General features: G+C 47.3%; 21 protein-coding genes. 12 read left to right on the top strand and 9 right to left on the bottom strand.

Annotated features, from left to right (window positions below; genetic code table 11):
* The first annotated feature begins 29 nt into the window (after positions 1-29).
* Both HYX48_04710 and HYX48_04715 read left to right on the top strand, forming a co-directional pair.
* Positions 30-716, top strand: coding sequence for a cyclase family protein (locus HYX48_04710; GenBank protein ID MBI2743200.1), 687 nt, complete (start codon positions 30-32; stop codon positions 714-716).
* A 15-nt stretch (positions 717-731) separates the two neighbouring features.
* Complete coding sequence (locus tag HYX48_04715; protein MBI2743201.1) at positions 732-1,082, top strand: hypothetical protein; 351 nt, start codon at positions 732-734, stop codon at positions 1,080-1,082.
* Here the strand turns inward: HYX48_04715 and tsaD are convergent.
* On the bottom strand, positions 1,079-2,098 hold the full coding sequence (gene tsaD / locus HYX48_04720; GenBank protein MBI2743202.1) for a tRNA (adenosine(37)-N6)-threonylcarbamoyltransferase complex transferase subunit TsaD: 1,020 nt from the start codon (positions 2,096-2,098) through the stop codon (positions 1,079-1,081). The genes HYX48_04715 and tsaD overlap by 4 nt on opposite strands.
* Positions 2,099-2,344: 246 nt before the next feature.
* On the opposite strand from tsaD, the gene HYX48_04725 reads away from it, so the two are divergent.
* Complete coding sequence (locus tag HYX48_04725; protein MBI2743203.1) at positions 2,345-3,259, top strand: TerC family protein; 915 nt, start codon at positions 2,345-2,347, stop codon at positions 3,257-3,259.
* Here HYX48_04725 and pgl read toward each other — a convergent pair.
* The 6 genes from pgl to HYX48_04755 all read right to left on the bottom strand — a co-directional run bounded on the left by pgl (position 3,233) and on the right by HYX48_04755 (position 9,274).
* Positions 3,233-3,994: a 6-phosphogluconolactonase gene (gene pgl / locus HYX48_04730; protein ID MBI2743204.1), complete on the bottom strand. Its 762-nt coding sequence runs from the start codon at positions 3,992-3,994 to the stop codon at positions 3,233-3,235. The two genes, HYX48_04725 and pgl, sit on opposite strands and share 27 nt — an antisense overlap.
* The gene (locus HYX48_04735; protein ID MBI2743205.1) at positions 3,988-5,085 is read right to left on the bottom strand and encodes a glucose-6-phosphate dehydrogenase assembly protein OpcA; all 1,098 of its coding nucleotides are present in this window, start codon (positions 5,083-5,085) and stop codon (positions 3,988-3,990) included. Before HYX48_04735 ends, pgl begins: the two co-directional genes overlap by 7 nt.
* A complete protein-coding gene (gene zwf, locus HYX48_04740) occupies positions 5,085-6,617 on the bottom strand; it encodes a glucose-6-phosphate dehydrogenase (GenBank protein MBI2743206.1) in 1,533 nt (510 codons plus the stop codon). Before zwf ends, HYX48_04735 begins: the two co-directional genes overlap by 1 nt.
* A 187-nt stretch (positions 6,618-6,804) precedes the next feature.
* A complete protein-coding gene (ruvX, locus tag HYX48_04745; GenBank protein ID MBI2743207.1) occupies positions 6,805-7,227 on the bottom strand; it encodes a Holliday junction resolvase RuvX in 423 nt (140 codons plus the stop codon).
* Between the two features lie 4 nt (positions 7,228-7,231).
* Entirely contained in the window at positions 7,232-8,854 is a 1,623-nt protein-coding gene (locus tag HYX48_04750; protein ID MBI2743208.1) for a CTP synthase, read from the bottom strand.
* 42 nt (positions 8,855-8,896) lie between these two features.
* Positions 8,897-9,274 (bottom strand): hypothetical protein, encoded by a 378-nt coding sequence (locus HYX48_04755; GenBank protein MBI2743209.1) that lies wholly within the window; start codon positions 9,272-9,274, stop codon positions 8,897-8,899.
* 117 nt (positions 9,275-9,391) lie between these two features.
* On the opposite strand from HYX48_04755, the gene HYX48_04760 reads away from it, so the two are divergent.
* The 9 genes from HYX48_04760 (at position 9,392) to HYX48_04800 (ending at position 19,346) form a co-directional block, all read left to right on the top strand.
* A complete protein-coding gene (locus HYX48_04760) occupies positions 9,392-10,798 on the top strand; it encodes an L-serine ammonia-lyase (protein ID MBI2743210.1) in 1,407 nt (468 codons plus the stop codon).
* Positions 10,792-12,393, top strand: a complete 1,602-nt coding sequence (locus HYX48_04765) for a diphosphate--fructose-6-phosphate 1-phosphotransferase (protein MBI2743211.1) — start codon at positions 10,792-10,794, stop codon at positions 12,391-12,393. The genes HYX48_04760 and HYX48_04765 overlap by 7 nt, the downstream gene beginning before the upstream one ends.
* Positions 12,394-13,407, top strand: a complete 1,014-nt coding sequence (locus HYX48_04770; protein ID MBI2743212.1) for an MBL fold metallo-hydrolase — start codon at positions 12,394-12,396, stop codon at positions 13,405-13,407.
* On the top strand, positions 13,391-14,068 hold the full coding sequence (locus HYX48_04775) for a methyltransferase domain-containing protein (GenBank protein ID MBI2743213.1): 678 nt from the start codon (positions 13,391-13,393) through the stop codon (positions 14,066-14,068). The genes HYX48_04770 and HYX48_04775 overlap by 17 nt, the downstream gene beginning before the upstream one ends.
* Before the next feature lie 63 nt (positions 14,069-14,131).
* A complete protein-coding gene (locus tag HYX48_04780; GenBank protein MBI2743214.1) occupies positions 14,132-15,028 on the top strand; it encodes a hypothetical protein in 897 nt (298 codons plus the stop codon).
* A 251-nt stretch (positions 15,029-15,279) separates the two neighbouring features.
* Positions 15,280-16,140 carry a hypothetical protein gene (locus HYX48_04785; GenBank protein MBI2743215.1) on the top strand — a complete coding sequence of 287 codons (861 nt, stop codon included), beginning with the start codon at positions 15,280-15,282 and terminating at the stop codon, positions 16,138-16,140.
* Positions 16,141-16,163: 23 nt separating this feature from the next.
* Complete coding sequence (locus HYX48_04790; protein ID MBI2743216.1) at positions 16,164-17,048, top strand: hypothetical protein; 885 nt, start codon at positions 16,164-16,166, stop codon at positions 17,046-17,048.
* 23 nt (positions 17,049-17,071) lie between these two features.
* A complete protein-coding gene (locus HYX48_04795) occupies positions 17,072-17,989 on the top strand; it encodes a hypothetical protein (GenBank protein ID MBI2743217.1) in 918 nt (305 codons plus the stop codon).
* A 22-nt stretch (positions 17,990-18,011) separates the two neighbouring features.
* Entirely contained in the window at positions 18,012-19,346 is a 1,335-nt protein-coding gene (locus HYX48_04800) for a hypothetical protein (GenBank protein MBI2743218.1), read from the top strand.
* Here the strand turns inward: HYX48_04800 and HYX48_04805 are convergent.
* Together HYX48_04805 and HYX48_04810 are read right to left on the bottom strand one after the other, a co-directional pair.
* On the bottom strand, positions 19,335-19,943 hold the full coding sequence (locus tag HYX48_04805) for a hypothetical protein (GenBank protein ID MBI2743219.1): 609 nt from the start codon (positions 19,941-19,943) through the stop codon (positions 19,335-19,337). The two genes, HYX48_04800 and HYX48_04805, sit on opposite strands and share 12 nt — an antisense overlap.
* Before the next feature lie 78 nt (positions 19,944-20,021).
* Entirely contained in the window at positions 20,022-21,587 is a 1,566-nt protein-coding gene (locus tag HYX48_04810; GenBank protein ID MBI2743220.1) for a M48 family metalloprotease, read from the bottom strand.
* Positions 21,588-21,604 lie beyond the last annotated feature (17 nt).

Genomic DNA, 21,604 nt, shown 5'->3' on the forward strand with positions numbered 1-21,604 from the left:
AAATTGAATTGCATGTTAGGATGCTACTCATGTTCTCAAATTTTAGATTGATCGACCTTACTCACACCCTCGATGGCTCTATACCCACATGGAATGGGAGCTGCGGCTTTCATCATGAGGTGAAGATGGATTATGACCAGGGAGTGCGCGTTCTGAGCTATAAGATGCACGCTGGGGTAGGGACCCACATGGATGCCCCCTCTCATTTCTATTGTGATGGAAAGCATATTGCAGACCTTCCGCTAGAGCAGCTGATCACCCCTCTCTACATGATCGATGTTGCAAACAGGTCCCATCCAGATTTTTTATTGAGCCGGGCCGATATACTCGCCTTTGAAAAGAAGCATGGAGAGATCTCCAAGGGAAGCGCGCTTCTTCTCAATACGGGCTGGTCGAGCCGCTGGGGAGATGTTGAAGCCTTTCGAAATCCCGATAGCTCCGGGAAGATGCACTTTCCCGGATTTTCAACTGAGGCGGCACTTCTTCTATTGGAAAGAGGGGTTGTTGGGATTGGAATCGACACCCTCTCTCCAGATGGAGTTAATCCAAACGGAGATTTTCCCGTGCACCAGCACATCCTGGGCGCTGGAAAATATATTTTAGAGAATTTAACCAACTTAGAAAAAGTACCAGCAACAGGTGCGCTTCTGGTCGCCCTCCCATTAAAAATACGCGAGGGAACCGAATCTGCGGTGCGAGCCGTAGCCGTAATTTAAGAAAAAGGAGTTTATATGAAACAAATTCGATCCTCGCTACTTCTACTTCTCATGCCTATCTGTTTAAGTGCTGAGAACTCGAAGGATGATTTTGATCTCGATGCGATCCCCTATTTTCAAGAGAAGAAGGCAGAACCTGCAGCTGTAGCCCCCGCGCAGAAGACTCCCGCTGCAACCTCTCCTGACAAGAAGAAGGTGGCCGCTGCCAAGTCCGCATCAGCAGGCACCAAACCGACCGAGCAGAAGCCGGTCCTCAAGCAGTCGACACCAGCGCAACCAGCAAAAGAAGCTCCCAAAAAAGAAGAAAAGGCAAAGAGCAGCGGCGGCGGCTCTAAATTCAGCAAAAAATACGAACTAGAAGATTAGTTCAGAGGGATGCGGGGTTGGGCTTCTAAGTCGAGGGCATCGCCGCATCCCTTCTTTTGAAGTGTGTGAAAGCCGAGACCAGCGATCATCGCGGCATTGTCTAGACTGAGACCTGGGGCAGGCCAGAACAGGGGGATGCCCGAGCTTCTCTCTGTGAACATCTCTCTAAGTCTCTTGTTATTGCTTACGCCTCCACCCACGTAGATTGCTCTGCAGTCAAACTGACGAGCTGCAGCGAGCGCCTTTTGAACAATATCTCCAAGAGCTGCCTCTTGAAATGAGGCGGCAATATGCGGCTTCTCCTCCTCGGATATACAAATTGGAGAGTCTTTATTCGAGTTGGCGCCCTTAACAGCATAGAGGACCGAGGTCTTTAGTCCACTAAATGAGAAGTCCAACGGGCCTTCTTTCACCTTGCCAGGTTTGAATGGGTAGCGGTGGGGATCGCCGCTCCGCGCTAGAGCTTCAATTACAGGGCCGCCTGGATAGGGGAGGCCGATGAGTGTTGCTACCTTGTCAAACGCCTCACCGATGGCGTCATCCTGAGTTGTACCGATCAGCTGGTAGCTACCCACTCCATCGATCTTTACCAAGAAGGTGTGCCCGCCAGAGATGACAACTCCAAGAGCAGGAAAGAGCCTTTCGGCGCCTCCCATCATCGAAGCATAGAGGTGTGCTTCTACGTGGTTCACTCCGATAAAAGGGATCTCCCAAGCAAGAGAGAGGGTCTTAGCAGCGTTTAACCCAACGAGAAGTGCCCCAATTAGCCCAGGGCCTTTTGCCACGGCGATGAGGTCGATCTCTTTAGGGGAGAGTTTAGCCTCTTCCATCGTTTCTCGAAGTACTGGGATCAAGACATCGAGGTGGCGCCTAGAGGCGAGTTCTGGAAAGACTCCGTTAAACTGGCAGTGTAGGTCGAATTGAGAGTAGATTTTATGCGCAAGGATCCTCTGCCCATCTTCTACAATGGCGCAAGAGGTCTCATCACAGGTTGTTTCAATTCCAAGTACTTTCATGATCTGAAAATATACCACTTCTTTAGATTAAATTAATAATAAATATTATTTAACTTCTGGCTTTTGTGTTGTTGAATGAATGTTAAAAAACTCACTGGAAATGAAGAATAACGGAAAGGCGCAGAGTCGCGAAGACGCAAAGATTTTTCTGAAAATTTTCTTTGCGGCTCTGCGTCTTTGCGCTAGTTTTTGAGGCGTGACGATCTGGTATTGTGCAAAAATCGTGGCAACTTGAGTATGTAGAATATGGAAAAATTGATGCCTTGGGTTGTTTTTCATCTGGTTCTTCTTGGTCTGCTTGCTTTAGATCTGGGGATTTGGAGGAAGCGAGCTGGTGAGATAAAGCTGAAAGTAGCTCTTTTGTGGAGCGGGTTCTGGATCGCTCTTTCTCTGCTATTTAATCTCTATATCTATTTCAGTCGTGGTGAAGAAGCAGCCCTTCAGTTTTTTGCAGGTTATCTGATCGAGAAATCGCTCAGCGTGGATAACCTCTTCGTCTTCATCGTGATCTTCTCCTTTTTTAAGATTCCAAAAAAATATCAGCATAAGGTCCTTTTTTATGGGATCTTAGGTGCGCTTGTATCGCGTATCTGTTTTATCTTGGGAGGAGTAGCTCTACTAGAGCATTTTGAGTGGATGATCTATCTGCTGGGAGCATTTTTATGCGCCACTGCAGTGCGTTTCTTTGTTCAGAAAGAGGAGGAGATTCAGCCTAAAAACAGCTTTCTTGTTAAAGGGCTGAAAAAAATTTTTCCTGTGACGCCAGAGCTTCATGGACAGAACTTTTTTGTGCGTCAGAAGAGTAAACTATATATGACGCCTCTTTTTCTAGCTCTTCTCGTTGTAGAGTCGACAGATATTATCTTTGCTATCGATTCAATTCCTGCGGTATTTGCCGTCACAAGAGATCCATTTATTGTCTACACATCGAACATCTGCGCAATTTTGGGATTGCGTTCGATCCATTTTGTGCTTGAATCGTTCATGGATCGCTTTCACTATCTTAAGATCGGACTATCAGCGGTTCTACTATTTGTGGGAGCGAAGATGCTTCTGAGCTACTATGTTCGAATCCCGATCTGGGTTACGTTGACGACCATCGCACTCATCTTGAGTATCTCTGTTCTCTTTTCATTAATGAGAGGAGCGAGAAAGAAATAAGGCCGCTGCAGCACTATCTGCGATCCAGATGGCGGGATGCTCTTTAGTGCCTACTCCTTGAGAAGGGAGTCGCTCAACGTCCTTATTTGAAGATAGAACTTCTGCGAGCATCTCTTTTTTTGAAGAGCCTAGGACGTAGATGGCGTTATGTAGAGCTTGATTGATGCAGGCGAATGTCATCGTCATTCTCCAGCACTGTTTCTGAGGAATTTCATTTGCAATTACTAGCCGATCTCTGACTTGCAGGCCTGCCGTGTGGGGAAATAGAGAGGCGGTGTGTCCATCATCGCCCATGCCAAGCATGATTAGATCAAAAGGTCTATCTTGAAGCTGGTCTCCAATTATCTTCTCATAACGCTCAGCCTCCATTTCAAGGCTCTTTTCAGCCTGCATGCGAAAGATCTGATCTTGAGGAATGGGAAGTTTTGCGAAGCCGGCTTGCATTGCCATGTGGTAGTTACTCTCAGGATGGTCGGGTCCAACTGTGCGCTCATCACTCCAGAAGAGGTAGACTTTAGACCAGTCGATTTTTTTTGCATTCTCAGGAAGAGCTAAGCTCTCGTAGATCGCCTTTGGGGTTGACCCTCCAGAAAGTGCAACAGCAAAACTGCCGCGCTCTTCAATTGAAGTTTGGGCAACTTTAATCCAGTGCTGCACACAAAATTGTAGAGTTTCGGCGTAGTTTCCTGGTACGACGAGCTCTCGCTTTTCTCCAATTTTTACTCTCTTTAGCACAAGAGCCTCACATCGATCTTGCAGATCTGCTCGAGCACTTTTAGGTAGTGCGAGCTCATGCCGCGATGACAGATCTCTTTAACAAGAGATTGTCCTTTCTCTCCCTTCTGGAAGAGGAATTCGGAGGGCATTTCGCATAGTTCATGGGTAGAGAAATTCAGGACGATCTTGTGCGGCTGATCGGGATGGCAGGCGTAATTATAGTGAAATTGATCGTTAGTACTCAAATCGAAGGAAGAGACCATGCCAGGTGCTAGATTAGCGCACTGTGCAGGTGAGAGAAGAACTGTGACGGGTCCGCTAGCCTTGTTATAAGTGAACTTGAGCGTCTCTTTCTGCTTCTCTGTTTTTGTAAGACTCCAGTTTAATTGGCCTGCAATCCAAGCTTGCAAGTAGAGGGCTTGGATATTGGTGTGGCAGAAGAAAGTCGAGGATGCTGCGTTAAATGAGATGCTAATCTCGCTAGCATTTTCTAGATGGGCTAGCTTGTTAGGTGTACAGAATGTGGTCGAAAGGACGTCGCGCCAATTCTCTATTCTCGCCCAATTCAAATCGGCAACATCGTTGTGCAGGACGGTGTATTGATGTAGAAGCGATTTCGCAAATGGGGGTAGTGCCTCTGAAGCTTCAGAATCAAAGATAATGCGTGTCGAAAATTTACTTATTTCCTTGAAAATCGGATCGTCGATTTTAGGGTCCTCTCCCCAGAGGAAGTAGACTGGTAGATCGGGTAGAATATGAGGGAGGATAACAAAGGGCACTCGTGAATGTTCCGATTTTGCTACATCGATCTCGATCAGATCGCAAGCAACATCCGACTCGCCAGTTGTTGCTGTAATCACCGAAACCTTAGCGGAAAGAGACCCAACTGGGGCATTTTTGTCAGATGAGATGAAGATGATTCGAGAGGGGAACTTCTCTACGACTTTGTGTGCAATTTCGCGAATGTAATCAGCGCGCTGGCCAGACTCGGTGTAGAAAATAAGATTGAAGAGGCACGCTCTCATCTTGTTCGTTCCATCAAGATCATTCCAGATTCGAGTGAGGGTCGACTGGATTTCAGAGGTTTTAACGGGAGTTTCTCCAGGCATTAGATGAGTCTCCATTTCCGATTGTCGCGTGCAAGCAGCTCGTCCGCTTCTGCAGGGCCCCAGCTCCCCGATTTGTAATTAGGAAACTCTTTAGGAGTCTCTTTTGCCCACTTTTCTAGTACAGGAGTCAAAAGCTTCCAAGAATTTAAAACTTCATCTTCTCTGGCAAAAAGAGTGCGGTCTCCAAAGATGCAGTCGCAGATCAGCCTTTCATAGGCTTCAGGAGGTGCCATGCCGAAATAAGCGCCGTAGCGAAAATCCATTTTTACAGGCTGAATTGGACCCTTCGTGCCAGGTACTTTACAGTTTATTTTAAGAGAAGAGCCCTCGTCCGGTTGGATGCGGATGGCTAGTACATTGGATTCGTTCTGCTTCCCGTTCTGTTGAAAGAGGACTCCAGGAGGATCTTTGAATGTGATGGCAATCTCTGTTCCTCTCTTGGGCAGTCTTTTACCAGCGCGAACGTAGAAGGGGACTCCCGACCAGCGCCAGTTATCTATGTCTAGCCTCAGAGCTGCATAGGTCTCGACGTTAGACTGCGGATTCACATTCTTCTCTTCTCGGTATCCAATGACAGGATCCCCAGAGATAAAGCCCGGAGCATACTGCCCTCTAACAACGGCGTCTTTGCCAACTGTGCGTATGGCTTCAAGTACTTTTACCTTCTCGTTGTGGATCGCATCTGCCGACAGGTTAACTGGAGGCTCCATCGCGACAAGACAGAGAAGCTGCATCACGTGGTTCTGGATAATGTCTCGCAGAAGACCCGCCTCTTCCCAGAAGGCTCCGCGTGTGCCGATGCCGATATCTTCTGCTACGGTGATCTGCACGTGGTCGATGTGGCGATTATTCCAGAGAGATTCGAAGATCGAGTTAGCAAAGCGGAAGATCATGATGTTTTGAACTGTCTCTTTGCCCAGGTAGTGGTCGATGCGGAAGATCTGCTCTTCGTCTAAAAACTGGGTTAACTCTTTTTGTAGAGCGATAGCCGAGTTTAGATCGTGCCCAAACGGTTTTTCGATGATCACGCGCGACCACTTGTCTGTCACTGTTTTCGCATCGTAGATCAGACCAGACTTGTGAAGCTTCTCGCAGATCAGTGTAAAAAAGCTGGGTTGAGTCGATAGGTAGAAGACTCGATTAGCTCTTGTTCCCAAGCGCGTATCGAGTTCATCGAGAAACTTTTTAAGGCGCTCGTAGCCCTCGTCTAAATGAAACTCGGAGACGTGGTAGAAGATCTGCTCCTTGAAAGTGGCCCAGATCGATTCGTCGATAGGCTTTACGCGCGAGTAGCTGCCAATTGCTTTATGCATCTCTTCGCGGAACTGCTCGTGAGTCTTCTCTCTACGCGCAAAACCGACGCACGCAAACTGGGGAGGTAGCTCGCCAGCTCTTGTGAGATTATAGAGTGCAGGCATGAGTTTGCGAGCAGTGAGATCTCCTGTTGCCCCGAAGATAACGACAATACAAGGATCGATAAAGCGATTTGATACCCCAGGTTCTTCCAGAGGATGTGAAGAGGCTTGTGTCATACCCACCTTACAGAGAAACTTTTCGAATTATTAACCAGAGCCGTACATAGGTGACAAATAGCTTACTGCGGCTTTGCCAAATCGATCTTTAAACCGCAGGCCGTAGTGCAGGAATACTGTCCTGCGGTTTAAAGATCGATTTTGCTTTGCCTCGTTAGCGCTCTTTGCCACCTATTTACGGCTCTGGTTAATAATGTTTGGAATCGAGAAAATTTTGAAGAAGAATCGTTGCCGAGATCCCATCAATTACGCCTTTGCGTTTTTTATGTCCGACGTCTGCCTCTTTCAGCATGCGCTCGCCCATTGCGGTTGTCAATCTCTCATCGCGTAGAACGACTGGGAGGTTGGACTCCTTTTCTAAAAGTGCGGCGAAACTCCGCACCTCAGTGGACATTGGGCTCTCTTTTCCATTTAAAAAGAGAGGCAGGCCGATGATGATAGTTTGGAGTGGCCCAAGAAGAAGGAGCTCTCTCCAGACGTGAGCAGCTGTCTCTTCCAAGGTTTTTTTTGTAAGAATTGCAGCGCGAGGAAGCGCGATCATCTGGCGCTCATCCGAGAGGGCAAGACCGATGCGCGCCTTTCCAAAATCTAGAGCTGCTACTCGTGCCACCTTACTACTCTCCGCGTGCTGCGCGCTGCTGAACAAGCGCTTTTACAAAGTCGCGGAAGAGGGGGTGTGGATCTGTAGGCTTCGATTTAAATTCTGGATGAAACTGCACGCCAACCATCCAGGGGTGGTCTTGTACTTCTGCAATCTCGCAAAGCTTGCTGTTTTCAAGAACGCCAGTGAGTAGAAGACCCTGTTTTTCACACGCATCTTTAAATGCGTTGTTGAACTCCCATCTATGTCTATGGCGCTCAGAGATCAGTGTTGTTCCGTAAGCCTTTTCAGCTTTAGAGCCCTTCTTAATTTGGCAGTTGTAAGCTCCAAGGCGCATCGTGCCGCCGAGGTTTTCCACATCTTTCTGTTCGCTTAGTAGCGAGATCACTGGGTGAGGAGTGTTGGGGTCTACTTCGGTTGAGTTAGCATCTTTGTAGCCGAGCACGTGTCTTGCAAATTCTACGCACATGATCTGCATTCCGAGGCATAAACCAAAGAAAGGAATCTTCTTTTCACGGCAGTGTTTTGCAGTGAGGATCTTTCCAATCCAGCCGCGTTCGCCAAATCCGCCTGGAACCAGATAGCCATCGCATCCAGTGAGAATCTTTTCAACGTCTTCAGCGCTTTGAATTTTATCCGATTCGAACCTGCGGATTTCAATCTCAACCTGGCTCGCAATTGCTCCGTGGTGGAGGGCTTCAAAGACAGATTTGTAGGCGTCCTGGTGTTGAAGATATTTTCCCACGATTCCGACTACGACTTTGCCTTTCGGATGGCGCATCTTGTGAAGCATTGTCTCCCACTTCGAGAGATCAGCACGAGACTCCGGCAGGCCTAGCATTTTGCAGATCTTATCATCCAATCCCTGCTTGTTCAGGCTGATCGGCACCTCATAGATGCTAAACTCGACATCTACCTCATCCATCACAGCGTCGCGTGGAACGCTGCAGAATAGGCTGATCTTGTCCTTGTTCTCTTCGCTTAGGCTCTCTTCGCAACGGCAGAGAATAACATCGGGGATAATTCCAATGCCGCGCAGAATCTGAACGGAGTGTTGAGTCGGCTTCGTCTTGACTTCGCCTGCAGCTTTGAGATAGGGGATGTAGGTTAGGTGAATGTTTAAACAGTCTCTTGGCCGTTCGTAACGAAACTGGCGTATCGCTTCAAAAAAGGGTAGAGACTCGATATCTCCCACGGTGCCGCCAATTTCAACAATCACGACATCTGTTAAAAGCTGATGGGTGGAGGCGTTCTGGATGCGCTGTTTAATCTCATCGGTCACGTGAGGGATCACCTGTACAGTTTTTCCCAAATAGTCTCCGCGGCGCTCGCGCTTAATTACAGCTTCGTAGATCTGGCCAGAAGTTGCATTTGAAGAGCGGCTGATCGGTGCGTTTGTGTAGCGGTAGTAGTGACCGAGATCGAGATCTGTCTCAGCTCCATCGTCCGTTACGTAGACCTCGCCGTGCTGGAAGGGGTTCATCGTTCCTGGATCGACGTTTAGATAAGGATCGAGCTTAAGCATGCTGACTTTAAGGCCTCGGCTCTCTAAGAGCATGGCGATAGAAGCAGAGGTTAATCCTTTACCTAGAGAGGAGACCACTCCTCCACTCATAAAAATATATTTCGTATGCATAGAATGTCTGGGTTGAAAAACTGAATATTAATCGTCTAAAACTTAAAACTCAATCCGCTTCTGGATTTCGTCAGTGATCTTTGCTGTGATCAGAGAAAATTCTGTCAGCTGTTCTCTGTTAAAGGTGTCTTGATGAGTATTTAAAAATTGAAATTCGGTATCCAGATGCGACATGACGTCGGGGGCGATAGATGGTGGAACTATTTTCTTTAAAACCTCAATATCTTTTCCAAGCGCTTCAAAAGCTACTGCCATCTCTTTCTGCCCGCGCTCCCCAGAGTAGTACTTAATGATCTGCTCAATTTTATGCGTATGAGCCTCTATCTCTTTCGCCTTTTCTAAGGCTTCTTTTGGGAGACGAATGGGCCTCTCTCCTTCAGGTGGAGGTAGGTTCCGAGGTGATATGCCAGATATGTTCATGGTACTTGCATATAACACTTTTTTGAATTGAATCCACTTTTTCTTGTTATCAAAGAAAAAAACAGCTAAAAGAATATGCCTCTGCCTGTTATGTAATAATTTAAAAGGGGGAATGCCATGGCAATCAGCGTTTCAACTCCAGTTAGTCTCTTTCAACTTTTCTCAATAGGAATCGGTCCTTCTAGCTCACATACCGTAGGCCCCATGCGTGCGGCCAGACTCTTTGTTTCCCAACTTTCAGACTTAGAAGAGGTTGGTTCTATTACTGTGGAGCTTTTCGGTTCACTCGCAATGACTGGTACGGGTCATGCAACAGATATCGCCGTTGTTCTCGGCCTTGAAGGAAATCTGCCCGAGGCGATAGACCCCAACCAGATACCCGCAATTTTAGATAGAATTGAGAAGAGCGGTTTTTTAAGAGTTCTCGGCAAGGCCCGCATCCCTTTTAAGATGAGTCAACACCTCATCTTCCATAAAGGAAAGAGCTTGCCCTTCCATCCGAATGCGATGCGCATCACAGCTAAAGACATCTCAGGCAGCGAGCTGCTATCGACTATCTACTACTCTACAGGCGGCGGTTTTGTCATCACACACGAACAGGCTTTTGGGCAGGAGATGGCAGTGCCTCAAGATGAGGTCTCTCTACCTTACCCTTTTAGAACGGCTCAAGAGCTATTAGACCTCTGCTCGCAAAACGAGATGATGATCTACGATCTAATGATAGAGAATGAGAAGGTCTGGCGCACAGAAGAGGAGATCGGAGAGGGGATATTAAAGATCTGGAAGGTGATGCAGGATTGCGTTAAACGAGGCTGCATGCAAGAGGGAGTTCTGCCCGGCGGCTTAGAGGTGAAACGCCGCGCTTCACAGCTCTATCAAAAGCTCTCTCAAAATGGCGCAGATCTAATCAATGACCCGTCCGAAATTTTTGACTGGGTAAGCCTCTATGCCCTCGCCGTTAATGAAGAGAATGCAGCGGGCGGTAAAGTCGTCACTGCGCCCACAAATGGCGCTTCCGGAATCGTTCCTGCAGTTCTTCACTACTACCAGAATTTTACTCCTTCGCCTTCCGAAGAAGGGATTAAACGCTTCTTTCTCACAGCAGCAGCAGTCGGCATTCTCTACAAAGAGGGGGCATCGCTTTCAGGTGCGGAGATGGGCTGTCAGGGAGAAGTGGGAGTTGCATGCTCAATGGCAGCAGCCGGACTTACCGCAGCTCTTGGCGGCACAAACGCCCAGATCGAAAACGCCGCTGAAATTGGCATGGAGCACAACCTCGGTCTGACCTGCGACCCTGTTGCAGGACTCGTGCAGGTTCCTTGCATCGAAAGAAATACGATGGGCTCAATCAAAGCAATCAACGCCTCGCGCCTTGCAATGCACGGAGATGGAACGCACCGCGTCTCTCTGGACGAGGTAATTGCCGCCATGAAGCAGACAGGAAACGACATGAAGAGCATCTACAAAGAGACCTCGGAAGGTGGACTTGCCGTCGCCGTCTCAGTAAACCTTCCCGCATGTTAACGCCACTTGAGAGAGCAAGACAAGCTTGGAAGCCTCAGCTGCCTTCTCTTTTGCAAGAGATCTCGTCTGTTGTTTTTAAATCTGAGGGGCCCTCTGCCCCATCTAAAGATGCAGCTCAGTTGAAAGCACTCTTTCCGCATACGTTTGGACAGCCAGTTTTGATAGGGGAGAAGGGGAAGGGGAGCGCAAAGCGCCCTCTTAAAGTTGGCGTCGTGCTCTCGGGCGGGCAAGCTGCCGGCGGCCACAATGTTATTGCAGGACTTTTCGACGCTCTAAAATCTCTTCACTCTAGCAGCACACTACTCGGATTTCTGAATGGCCCAAACGGCATCATCGAGGGCAAATATAAAGAGCTCACACAGGAGCTGATTGCACCCTATCGCAATCAGGGCGGCTTTGACATCATCGGTTCGGGGAGAACCAAGATTGAGAGCGAAGAGCAGCTCTCGGCAGCTCTCTCCAACATGCAAAAGCTTAAGCTCGATGCGCTTGTTATTATCGGCGGCGACGACTCCAATACTAATGCGGCGCTTCTTGCAGAGTACTTCCTAAAGCACGAGTGTCAAACTCGAGTGGTCGGAGTTCCAAAAACGATCGATGGCGACTTAAAGAACGCCTATGTTGAGATCCCCTTTGGCTTTGATACCGCCTGCAAAACGTACGCTGAGTTAATTGGCAATATTGCAAGAGACGCCCTCTCTGCAAAAAAGTATACCCACTTTATCAAACTGATGGGCAGATCCGCTTCCCACATCACCCTTGAATGTGCACTTGCTACGCAGCCCAATTTTGCAATCATCGGTGAAGAGTGTGCTGAAAAAAGGACCACTCTGAAGCAGCTCGTCTCCGAAATCTGTGCAGTGATCTGCAAGCGCGCAGAGCAAGGAAAGAATTATGGAGTCATTCTTATCCCTGAAGGACTCGTTGAATTTCTTCCTGAGATGAAGCTTCTTATCTCTGAATTAAGCGGTTTCTCTTCTCAAACACCTGAAGACGTTGCTCTGAGGCTATCTCCTGCATCGAAGAGCTGCTTCGAAGCTCTACCCAAACACATCCAGAGACAGCTCCTGCTCGAGCGCGATCCCCACGGAAATATTCAACTTTCGCTTATTGAGACAGAACTACTTCTTATCGAGCTCGTACAAGAGGAGATCGGAAGGCTAAAAAAGCTGGGGGTCTACAAAGGCAAGTTCACTCCCTTCCACCACTTTTTTGGGTATGAAGGAAGAGCTGGATTTCCCTCCAATTTTGATGCAAGCTACTGCTACGCCTTAGGCCATACAGCCGCGCTGCTCCTCGCCGCAGGTCACACGGGATACATGGCCGCACTACTGAATTTGCGTCAGCCCGTTTCAAATTGGCAGCCTGTCGGAGTGCCTCTCACCATGCTGATGCACCTAGAAATGAGAGGAGGAAGAGAGAAGCCTCTAATTCAAAAGGCGCTCGTAGATCTCAAAGGAGGCGCATTTAAGCGGTTTCAGAAAGCAAGAGAGAGCTGGCTCGCTAGCGACCTCTACAAGTATCCCGGTCCTATTCAGTTTTTCGGAGAAGCTGAGCTTACCGATTCCATACCACACTCAATGAGGGAGGAGTAGATGGAAAAAAGAGCCTGTCCCAAGCTATCAAAGCGCAGAGGCCGGCGGCCTTGCTACTATAATCCTCACTGCCCAGATTCAAAACGCACGCTACTCGACGTCTTTCTCTGGAAGGTGGGCTACTACGACGCTCCTGTAAAAGAGCCGCGCGCACCAGAAGGCTTCTCTTATCCCATTCCAAATGCGCCTTTAGATCCATCCGCTCCAACCGTTACCTGGATCAACCACTCCACATTTCTAATTCGTATTAATGGCTTAAACATCCTCACCGATCCCATCTGGAGCGAGCGCTGCTCTCCCATCTCGTTTTTAGGCCCGAAAAGAAAGCACCTCCCTCCCATCGAGATCGCTGCGCTTCCTCAGATCGACCTCGTCCTGATCAGCCACGACCACTACGACCATCTCGACAAGAGAACAGTGCGTGCGCTCGCCAGAAGATTTCCCAAGATCATCTGGCTCGTTCCCAAAGGAGTGAAGCGCTGGTTTGATAAGCAGAAGATCGCCTCCGTGTGCGAGTGCAGCTGGTGGGAGGATCTGGAGCTCGCCTTCCCAAAGCTGCATCTGAAAGCCACAGCAGTTCCCGCACAGCACTACTCCGGAAGAAGTGCAAGAGATCTAAACACCACTCTCTGGGCCGGCTGGATTGTCGAGTTCCGAAGAGAAAGTGAGCTTCCCAAATCCCTCTATTTCGTCGGAGATACCGGCTATAATCCCCACGACTTTAAACAGATTGGCAAACTCTGGCCTCAGATCGACCTCAGCCTCATTCCCATCGGCGCCTACCAGCCCCGGAAGTTCATGTCTCCTGTGCATATCGGCCCCAAAGAGGCTGTGCTCATTCACAAAGAGGTGAGCGCAAAGCTGAGCATCGGCATGCACTGGAAGACCTTCCCCTCCCTCTCGGATGAAGGGGCTTCTCAGCCTCCATTTGATCTTCTTAACGCGATGAGGGAGGAGAGGCTTAACCCCGCAACCTTTCTTGCACTAGAGCCAGGCCATGAGATCAATTGGTGAAGCGCTCTATCTGCCGCTTCTTAAAGCTCTAGTCGCCTTTCGGGCATGGAAAGAGGAGAGGCAGGTTCAAGCTCGCTACTACAAAAACCCCGTTTTTAAGCAGATAGATCAGAGGCTTAAACAGATCTACTCTTCTCGAGACCCCTTCCAGATTAGCAGAGAGTTTCTGCAGAGAAGGGGAGATCCAGAGATCTACGCCTATGGCGAGACCCCGCTAACCGTGCTTGAAGAGATTGGAAGAGAGTGCGGCCTCTCCGAGACCGATACTTTCCTAGACCTCGGTTGCGGAACAGGTAGAGGCCTCTTCTTCCTAGCAGAAGAGTTTGGCTGCAAAGTAGTGGGCATCGACTGGATCTCCGAGTTTACAAACAATGCAAATAAGATCGCTGGAAAGAGGGCATTTTTTGCTACCCAGAACATCCTCGATGCAGACCTCTCTCAAGCTACGGTGATCTACCTCTACGGAACCTGCCTTGAAGATGAGACGATCCTCGCGCTTATCCAGCGTTTTAAACAGCTCCCTTTGTCCTGTAAAATCCTCACCGTGAGCTACCCCTTAAGCGACTATGACCCCTCTTTTTCGATTCAAAAAATTTTTACATCCCAATTTCCTTGGGGAACGACAGAAATTTATCTAAATATTTATCAATCAAAATTTTAATATAATTTAAATTAATCTCGAATCTGTTAAAATTTTAGCTTAATAATTACCAAGAGGTTGCAAATGTCTTGTTACGGAGATTACAGAAGATTTATTTTGAATAGTGGTTTTGAGTGTGGCTGCCTATATCCCATAGACCTCACATCAGAGGCTGAAAAGCAGTACATCACTGCTATAAAAGAGAATGATATTGCAGCTATGAGAAGGATTATGAGTTACAAGCCTCTCTACACTTTCAACCTCTCAGAAGAGATCGGAAACACTCTGGTTCTTCCTATGGTGTTTATATTTAGCTTATGTAATGCGATAGAAAACCCCCTCTTTCAAGTTATACTTGGTGTTGTCGGTGTTGCTACTGCAGCGCTTTCTCTTATTGGAATCCTCTTTAAAAAGGTTGGTGAAGAGTTCAATCCCAATTTCGCTATACGGCAAGAGGCTCTAGCTGAGCAGTACAAAATTTGGGATGCGTGCGTAGAATTTTGTCCTGGTGCTGAAATTTTTCCATCACGGGTGTTTCTACACAATGAAGCAATCACAGATAAGTTCGTTTTATGCTTCGACCGTTTTGTACATAATCTAGCCAAAAGACAAGGGATATCTGAGGATAGATTACAGAGAATTGTTGAGAATGTTCGAGATAAAGTAAAAATGCAGTGCTCTGAAAATGAGAGGCCTGTAGTGGAAGCTGCCTTAGGTTATTCTGAATTTACTCTTCGTTACTTCGCGAAGGTGAAAAGCGATGAGATGGGAATGATAAATTTTTCTCCGGAGCATGAAGAGCTCAGAAGGTTTTATGCGGGAGATGTAGCCGTAACACCGCTTGTTGAAGAGCTAATAGAAATGTCGCAGAAGTGGCAAGCTTACAGAAGAAAATCGATGCCCGCCATGATCAGACACAATGAGATAATAGATCACATGAGAGCCGCCGCCTCCGCTCCCGCCGCTGCTGCCGCAATCTGATTTTCTTTCTTTGATTGAGCGAAGCGAAATCCCTGGAGTGCGGCGCTTTGCGCCGCCCTGGTTTCTTCTAGAGCAGAACTGCCAATGAGACCTCAAAAAATTATGGCGGCGCATAGCACCGCACTCCAGGGACCTCTCTTCGTTCGATCAAAGAAAGAGTCCGCTTTTTCGCAGCCAATAAAAATTTTAGTATAAAATAAATTAATCGCGGTTCTGCTAAAATTCTCTCCACAACTAATCCGGAGATCCAAATGTCCATCTATGGAGATTATAGAAATTTTATTCTTTTTGCTGCTGATAAGTGCATGAGTCTACCTCCGAAAGAGGTTGATAATTTATACGACCAGATCTCAGCTCGTCCAGATGCTGCGGACACTCTATTTATGGATAGAATGACTCACTTAGCACAGGAATTAGAGCCTCATTACGAATTTAACTGCTTGGAAGAGACGGGAAACATGCTGATTGTTCCTATGCAGTACATGTTTACAGCGCTAGATTCCGCTGATAATCTGGTTATTCAACTCGCACTCTATACGGCTTCAATCATTCCAGTAGCTCTCTCTTTAATCGGCGCTGCTTTTAAAAAGATTGGCGAAGTAGAGAATCCTCAAAGCGCCCTCAGGCTCGAGATGCTGACACAAGCTTATGCTCTCTCTGACTTGCCATTAAAACAATTAGGCAGATCAGTTACAGGTGCAGCTGCAGCATTGTCCCTAGGTGAAGAACTTTTTGCCGTTTTAGATAATACACAAGCTGAGCTTATTAGACTTTTTGAGCGTGATCTTTCACGGAAGTATCATTCTAGCGAACAGCCATTCATAGATAATTTGCAAAATTTGAAACAGCAGCTAGAGCAGTTTAAAGTGTTGGAAGATAAGGATGATGGTTTGACTGGAGAAGAGAGGATGCTCAGAGCAGAAGGTTTGCTCAAACACGTGATTGGAAGAGGAAGAAGAGAAGGAGTAGTTTCGGTTGAGACGCAAGAAAAAGCAGATCTCTTCATTGCGCAAAACAAAAACTTTCTCGTTTTTGTAATAGAACAAGAAAGGCTATCGAAAGCTATGGCCGACGTGATTGCAAGAATGCCAGTAGTGCGCCGCTCTGCTTAAAAACATCTAATCCGGAGATCCAAATGTCCATCTATTGGGAGTATAGAAATTTTATTTTAAATGCTGACAATGCATGTGGATGTTTACAGAAACCTCAAGAAGAGCTCGAGGCTTTATATCAGCAGGCTTTAGACAATCCAGGTGGTGCAGAGGATCTATTTGAAGGAGCAGTGACTCGCGTCGAGTCACATTACGAGTTCAACTGCATGGAAACAACGGGAAACATGCTGATTCTGCCGATGCAGCAGATCTTTTATGCACTCGACTATGTGGAGAATCCGTTTATTCAACTCGCGCTCTATGTGGCTTCAATCATTCCAACATTTCTCTCTCTAATCGGCGCTGCTTTTAAAAAGATTGGCGAAGTAGAGAATCCACAAAGCGCGCTCAGACTCGAGCTGTTAACACACGAATACGCCCTCTCTGACTTGCCAAGAAATCTGCTTGGCAGATCGATTAAAGGTCTAGGAGAGGCAATGTCTATAGCTCAAGAGCTCAATTCTGGTGTAGATACTGCTAAAGCTGAGCTTATTACCCTTTATGAGGATGATCTTCTAAAAAAACATGGAATAAGCAGAGAACGTCTGGCCGAGATACACAGAACAAAAACCTGCTTTCCTCATGAGAAGCCATTCATAGATAGCATTAATTTATTCAAACAAGATCTAAACGAGTTTGAAAAGTTGTTTGATGATGAGAATGTCCATGTCTCTAGAGAAGAGGCGATGCACAGAGCAGAAGGTGTGCTCAGAAACGTGATTTGGGGAGAAAGAAGAGGAAGAGCAGTTACTGAGCTCTTCATTACACAAAATAAAAAACTGCTCACTTACAAAACTGAATATGAAAGGCTATCGAAAGCTATCGCCGACGTGATTGCAAGAATGCCAGTAGTGCGCCGCTCTGCCTAATAACAACTAATCCGGAGATCCCAATGTCCATCTATGGAGATTACAAAAATTTTATTTTATACGCTGACAATGCATGTACATACGTGCAGAAACCTCAAGAGGAGCTCGAAGCTTTATATAAACAGGCTTTAGATAATCCAGATGGCGCAGAGACTCTTTTTGCAGGAGCAATGACTCGCATTGAGGCGGAATTAGAGGCTCATTACGAGTTCAACTGCTTGGAGACAGCAGGAAACATGCTGATATTTCCAATGCAGCAGATGTTTTATGCACTCGACTATGTGGAGAATCCGTTTATTCAACTCGCGCTCTATGTGGCTTCGATCATTCCAGCATTCCTCTCTCTAATCGGCGCAGCTTTTAAAAAGATCGGCGAAGTAGAGAATCCACAAAGCGCGCTCAGGCTCGAGCTGTTAACACACGCATATGCTCTCTCTGACTTGCCAAGAAATCTGCTTGGCAGACCGTTTGGAGGTCTTGGAGAGGCAATGTCTATAGCTCAAGAGCTCAATTCTGGTGTAGATACTGCTAAAGCTGAGCTTATTACCTTTTATGAGGATGATCTTCTAAAAAAACATAGAATAAGCAGAGAACGTCTGGCCGAGATACACAGAACAAAAACCTGCTCTCCTTATGAAAATCTATTCATAGATAGCATTAATTTATTCAAACAGTCTCTAGAGAAGTTTGAAAAGTTGCTTGATGATGAGAATGTCCATGTCTCTAGAGAAGAGGCGATGCTTAGAGAAGAAGGTGTGCTCAGAAATGTGATTGAGACAGGAAGAAGGGAAGGAGCAGTTTCGCTTGAAACGCAGGAAAAAGCTGAGCTCTTCATTGCACAAAATAAAAAACTGCTCACCTACGAAACAGAGCATGAGAGGCTGACAAAAGCTATTATGGTTGTGATTGCAAGAATGCCAGTAGTGCGCCGCTCTGCCTAATAACAACTAATCCGGAGATCCGATGTCCTGTTTTGGAAATTACAAGAATTTTGTTTTAAGTAGTCATTTTGATTGTAGCTACTCCTTTCCAGAAGATAAATGGAGTTTGCCAATTAAAGAAATTGAAGATCAGGCTAAGAATTTTCCGGAGCCTGAGAATTGGGGGCTGCACAACCCTCGATATGAGTTCAATGGGCTAGAGAGTGTTGGGAATACATTAATTTTCCCGATGCTCTGGACCTTTGTTGAGCTGGAAGCTTCAGATTCTATCATCTATCAATTTGCCCTCTCTATTTTAGCCGTAGTGGCTCTTCCTCTCTCTCTGATTGGATCCCTATTTAAACTGATAGGTGAAGCGGATAATCCAAAGGGCGCTCAGAGAAGTTGGGCTATTCTATGTATGCTGCAGATCGCAGACCTTTTAATAGAATTTGCAGGTCCATCTTTCACTTCTTTCACAGGATTGAGTGAAGCTTTTGATCTATTCAATGCTCCTGTTCAGAACACCATACAAGCTAAAGAAGAATTTCTGGATCTTTTTACAAGAGAGGTATGCCAGGAGAGAGGAATCACTCTAGAGCGTTTTAAAGCGATTGACCAAGAATATGAGGCCGCCTCTTCAGACGACGAGGCATCCGCAGCTGGATCAGAAGAGGATGAAGAAGAGCCAGTTGAGCCAAGCGGTAAAACGAGCCAAGGAGTGGAGCTCGCTCTAGGTGAGCGCTATGTTCTACAGCGCGTGCAAGAGGTGAGAAGCCTTATTGGTGTTATCACCAGTACGGAGAGTTCCCCATATGAAGAAGAGGATATCAGAGCCATTATTGGAGAGGAGCCGGACACTCTTGCGGCATTCGAAGGGCTTCTAAGAATGCGTAGTGCAACATCTACTTTCATCGAGCTTTTTACAAGAGACGTCTGCGCAGAGCAAGGAGTAAGCGGTGAGCGTTTTCGTGAGATTAGCCAACCAGGAGAAGCCTCTTCAGAGAGAAAAGAGTCTGCAGCTGAATCAAAGGAGAGCAAAGGGGAGTTAGTTGAGCGGAAGGACGAGGTGCTTCCCGCCAGTGCTGCCAGGGGTAGCAGCCCGGACCAGGAAGAGGAGCCAACAGATGATGAGTGGTATGCTCTACGCCGCGTGAAAAAGATGAGAGACCTCGTTAGCGACATTTGTGGTGCAGGTATCGATGGTTCAACAGAAGAGGAGGGGCAGATCAGAGGCATGCTCGAAGAGAGCTCAGAGACTCTCTCCGCGTTTGAAGAGTTTCTCGTAAAGTATAAAGCGCTAAATGCTTTTGCGTGCAGAATAAAACCGACAGTCGAAACCTATAATGCTACGATCGCGCAGATGTCAAGAGCTTGAAGCGCTTCCAGCACCGGCTCCGCTGCTCTTTCTCTCCACGGAACAGTCGAACGAGGGCACATAGTCCGCTTCACTTTTTAGAATGGAGTTGTCTTTGCAATTTGCGATGAAGCAGTCTATTTCTACATCAACGCTTACTTGGCTGTAGCTGTTGGGATCCGATTCGTCAAGATCTCCGACTTCTGTATCAATAGCAATGGCAAATTTCTTGATGTTAGGGAATGCTTTCGCAAAGAATTCACAGAAAGGCATGAATTCACGTTTCTTATTTTCAGGCCTGCTATAGAAGCATTTTTTCATCGCTGCCCAGCAGAGATGTGCGAAATCGTGCTTAACCACCGTCATTTCTTTCAGATGTCTAGCAATCATGTTCCAGTTTCTAACTCCCTCTGTTAACGTGAGTGATTTTTTTGAAAGGGTGCATTTAGCGATGAAGATTGCTCTGTCGGTCAAAGCTTTTAGAGTAGGAGACAACTTTAATGTTCCTAAGGAGTATCTCTTAGGTGAGGGTGCAGCGCTTTCGATTGCTGCTGGAGTTTGAACAGGTTGGTCATTGAGTAAGATTTTTATGGAAGCGGCTGGAGATAACGAGGTCATATTTACACCTTTTTTAATTAAATTAATTAATAATATTATATATGTTTTTATAATAAAAATATATAAAAACAATTACAATTATTTAATTGCTAAGGCGTTGATATTCAACGTTCCTTTAGGGGCTAGAAATGAGGAGGGGAAGAAGATCTTCTGTCTGGCTTTAAGGGGCTCTATCAGCCGGACCCTCTCTCTGCCAAGTTCACGCTGGTTTTCCCCATAAAAAGTGAGCTCGATGAGGAGCTCGGGGTAGTTCTGAGAAGAGCGGTTTTCTATATAGAAGTTTAGGTGGCCAGAGGCGGAGAGCTCGACCTCGACATTCACTTGGGGGAGGGAGGTGCGACTTTTTATGCCGCTTTGCAGCTCCTTGTCTAGCTCCTTGTCTAGCTTCTGGGCGCTTCTTCTAGCTTCTGTTCCCGCTATGCTGGGAGAGCTCTCTGCGATTCTGAAGTGGTCCAGCGCCTCCTGTTTGTTTCCGCGGCGTAAAGCGATGTTACCCAAGGCGTTATGCGCCTCAGCCGTCGGAAGGAGGTCGATGCTCTTTTTTAAGTCCTCCTCCGCCTTGTCGAAGAGCTCTTGCTGATACTTTAAAAGACCTCTCTGGAGGTAGAAGTCGAAGTAGTTGGGATTGAGGTCAATTGCGCGGTTAAACGAGCTCATCGCCTCGCTCTTTTTTGCAAGCTTCAGTTCCGCCTTTCCCTTCAAGTTGAAGAGGTGTGCCTCTTTCGGCTCGATGCGGATTCCCTCTTCGGCGCTCGATAAGGCCTCCCTCGCATTTCCCTTCACTAGTGCAAGATACCCCTTATCCAAGGCCTCATAGGCGGGCTTGTCTCGTTTCAGCCGGGCCATCACTTTTTCATACTCTTTTGCCTCGACTTTGCCACCAGCTGGATAGCGTGCAGCTGCGATGGTGTTATTCTCGACCCGCTCTTCGGAAGGGGGGTGAGAGGCGAAGAGTCCATCGGCCCAGCCCCTCTGACCTCTTTCATGAGATAGGCGCACGAAGGTCTTTTGTAGCTCTACCGCGCACTGAGGATCGTAACCTGCAGCAACCATGTACTTAATGCCATAGAAGTCGGCTTCTCTCTCATCTTCGCGGCTATATTTAAAGAAGATGAGGCCAGCTCCCAAACCCGCTCCTTGCATCAGAAGGTCTTCATACTGGTGTCCCTCTAGAAGCTGCGAAAGGCCGATCATCCCAGTTTCCAGCAGCATGCCTCTCTGCATTCTCTGAGCAGTGTGGCGTGCAGCGCTATGGACGATCTCATGCCCCAAAACTGCAGCGAGCTCTCCTTCGCTCTTAAGCTCTTGCAGGAGGCCGCGGTTGATTGCGATCTTGCCTCCGGGCAGAGACCAGGCGTTAGGAACCGAATTATTCAAGACGACGAATTCGTAGGGGAGCTTGGGTCTATCGCTCACCCTTGCGAGCTTCTGCCCAATGCCATCCACATATTTTTGCACTTCGGGGTCGGTTATGTAATCGCCTCCTTCGGCCTGCTGCATCAAGAGGTAGTACTGCTCGCCGAGCTGGATCTCCTGCCCCTCGGACATCAGCATGAGCTCCGACTTGCCCGTTACGGGGTTGGAACTACAGCCCGATAGGGCCAGTGCAGCAGCAAGAAGAGGGATTAAAACTTTTCGTAACATGTTGTATTTTCTATCAG

Source organism: Chlamydiales bacterium (genome assembly GCA_016185065.1).
Lineage (GTDB): Bacteria > Chlamydiota > Chlamydiia > Chlamydiales > Rhabdochlamydiaceae.

Coding starts and splice junctions, on each gene's coding strand:
- HYX48_04715 (MBI2743201.1), top strand. CDS start 732: ATGAAACAAATTCGATCCTCGCTACTTCTACTTCTCATGCCTATCTGT.
- HYX48_04710 (MBI2743200.1), top strand. CDS start 30: ATGTTCTCAAATTTTAGATTGATCGACCTTACTCACACCCTCGATGGC.
- tsaD (MBI2743202.1), bottom strand. CDS start 2,098: ATGAAAGTACTTGGAATTGAAACAACCTGTGATGAGACCTCTTGCGCC.
- HYX48_04775 (MBI2743213.1), top strand. CDS start 13,391: ATGAGATCAATTGGTGAAGCGCTCTATCTGCCGCTTCTTAAAGCTCTA.
- HYX48_04795 (MBI2743217.1), top strand. CDS start 17,072: ATGTCCATCTATGGAGATTACAAAAATTTTATTTTATACGCTGACAAT.
- HYX48_04725 (MBI2743203.1), top strand. CDS start 2,345: ATGGAAAAATTGATGCCTTGGGTTGTTTTTCATCTGGTTCTTCTTGGT.
- HYX48_04765 (MBI2743211.1), top strand. CDS start 10,792: ATGTTAACGCCACTTGAGAGAGCAAGACAAGCTTGGAAGCCTCAGCTG.
- HYX48_04735 (MBI2743205.1), bottom strand. CDS start 5,085: ATGCCTGGAGAAACTCCCGTTAAAACCTCTGAAATCCAGTCGACCCTC.
- HYX48_04810 (MBI2743220.1), bottom strand. CDS start 21,587: ATGTTACGAAAAGTTTTAATCCCTCTTCTTGCTGCTGCACTGGCCCTA.
- HYX48_04780 (MBI2743214.1), top strand. CDS start 14,132: ATGTCTTGTTACGGAGATTACAGAAGATTTATTTTGAATAGTGGTTTT.
- HYX48_04790 (MBI2743216.1), top strand. CDS start 16,164: ATGTCCATCTATTGGGAGTATAGAAATTTTATTTTAAATGCTGACAAT.
- HYX48_04760 (MBI2743210.1), top strand. CDS start 9,392: ATGGCAATCAGCGTTTCAACTCCAGTTAGTCTCTTTCAACTTTTCTCA.
- HYX48_04805 (MBI2743219.1), bottom strand. CDS start 19,943: ATGACCTCGTTATCTCCAGCCGCTTCCATAAAAATCTTACTCAATGAC.
- HYX48_04785 (MBI2743215.1), top strand. CDS start 15,280: ATGTCCATCTATGGAGATTATAGAAATTTTATTCTTTTTGCTGCTGAT.
- HYX48_04755 (MBI2743209.1), bottom strand. CDS start 9,274: ATGAACATATCTGGCATATCACCTCGGAACCTACCTCCACCTGAAGGA.
- HYX48_04800 (MBI2743218.1), top strand. CDS start 18,012: ATGTCCTGTTTTGGAAATTACAAGAATTTTGTTTTAAGTAGTCATTTT.
- zwf (MBI2743206.1), bottom strand. CDS start 6,617: ATGACACAAGCCTCTTCACATCCTCTGGAAGAACCTGGGGTATCAAAT.
- HYX48_04750 (MBI2743208.1), bottom strand. CDS start 8,854: ATGCATACGAAATATATTTTTATGAGTGGAGGAGTGGTCTCCTCTCTA.
- HYX48_04770 (MBI2743212.1), top strand. CDS start 12,394: ATGGAAAAAAGAGCCTGTCCCAAGCTATCAAAGCGCAGAGGCCGGCGG.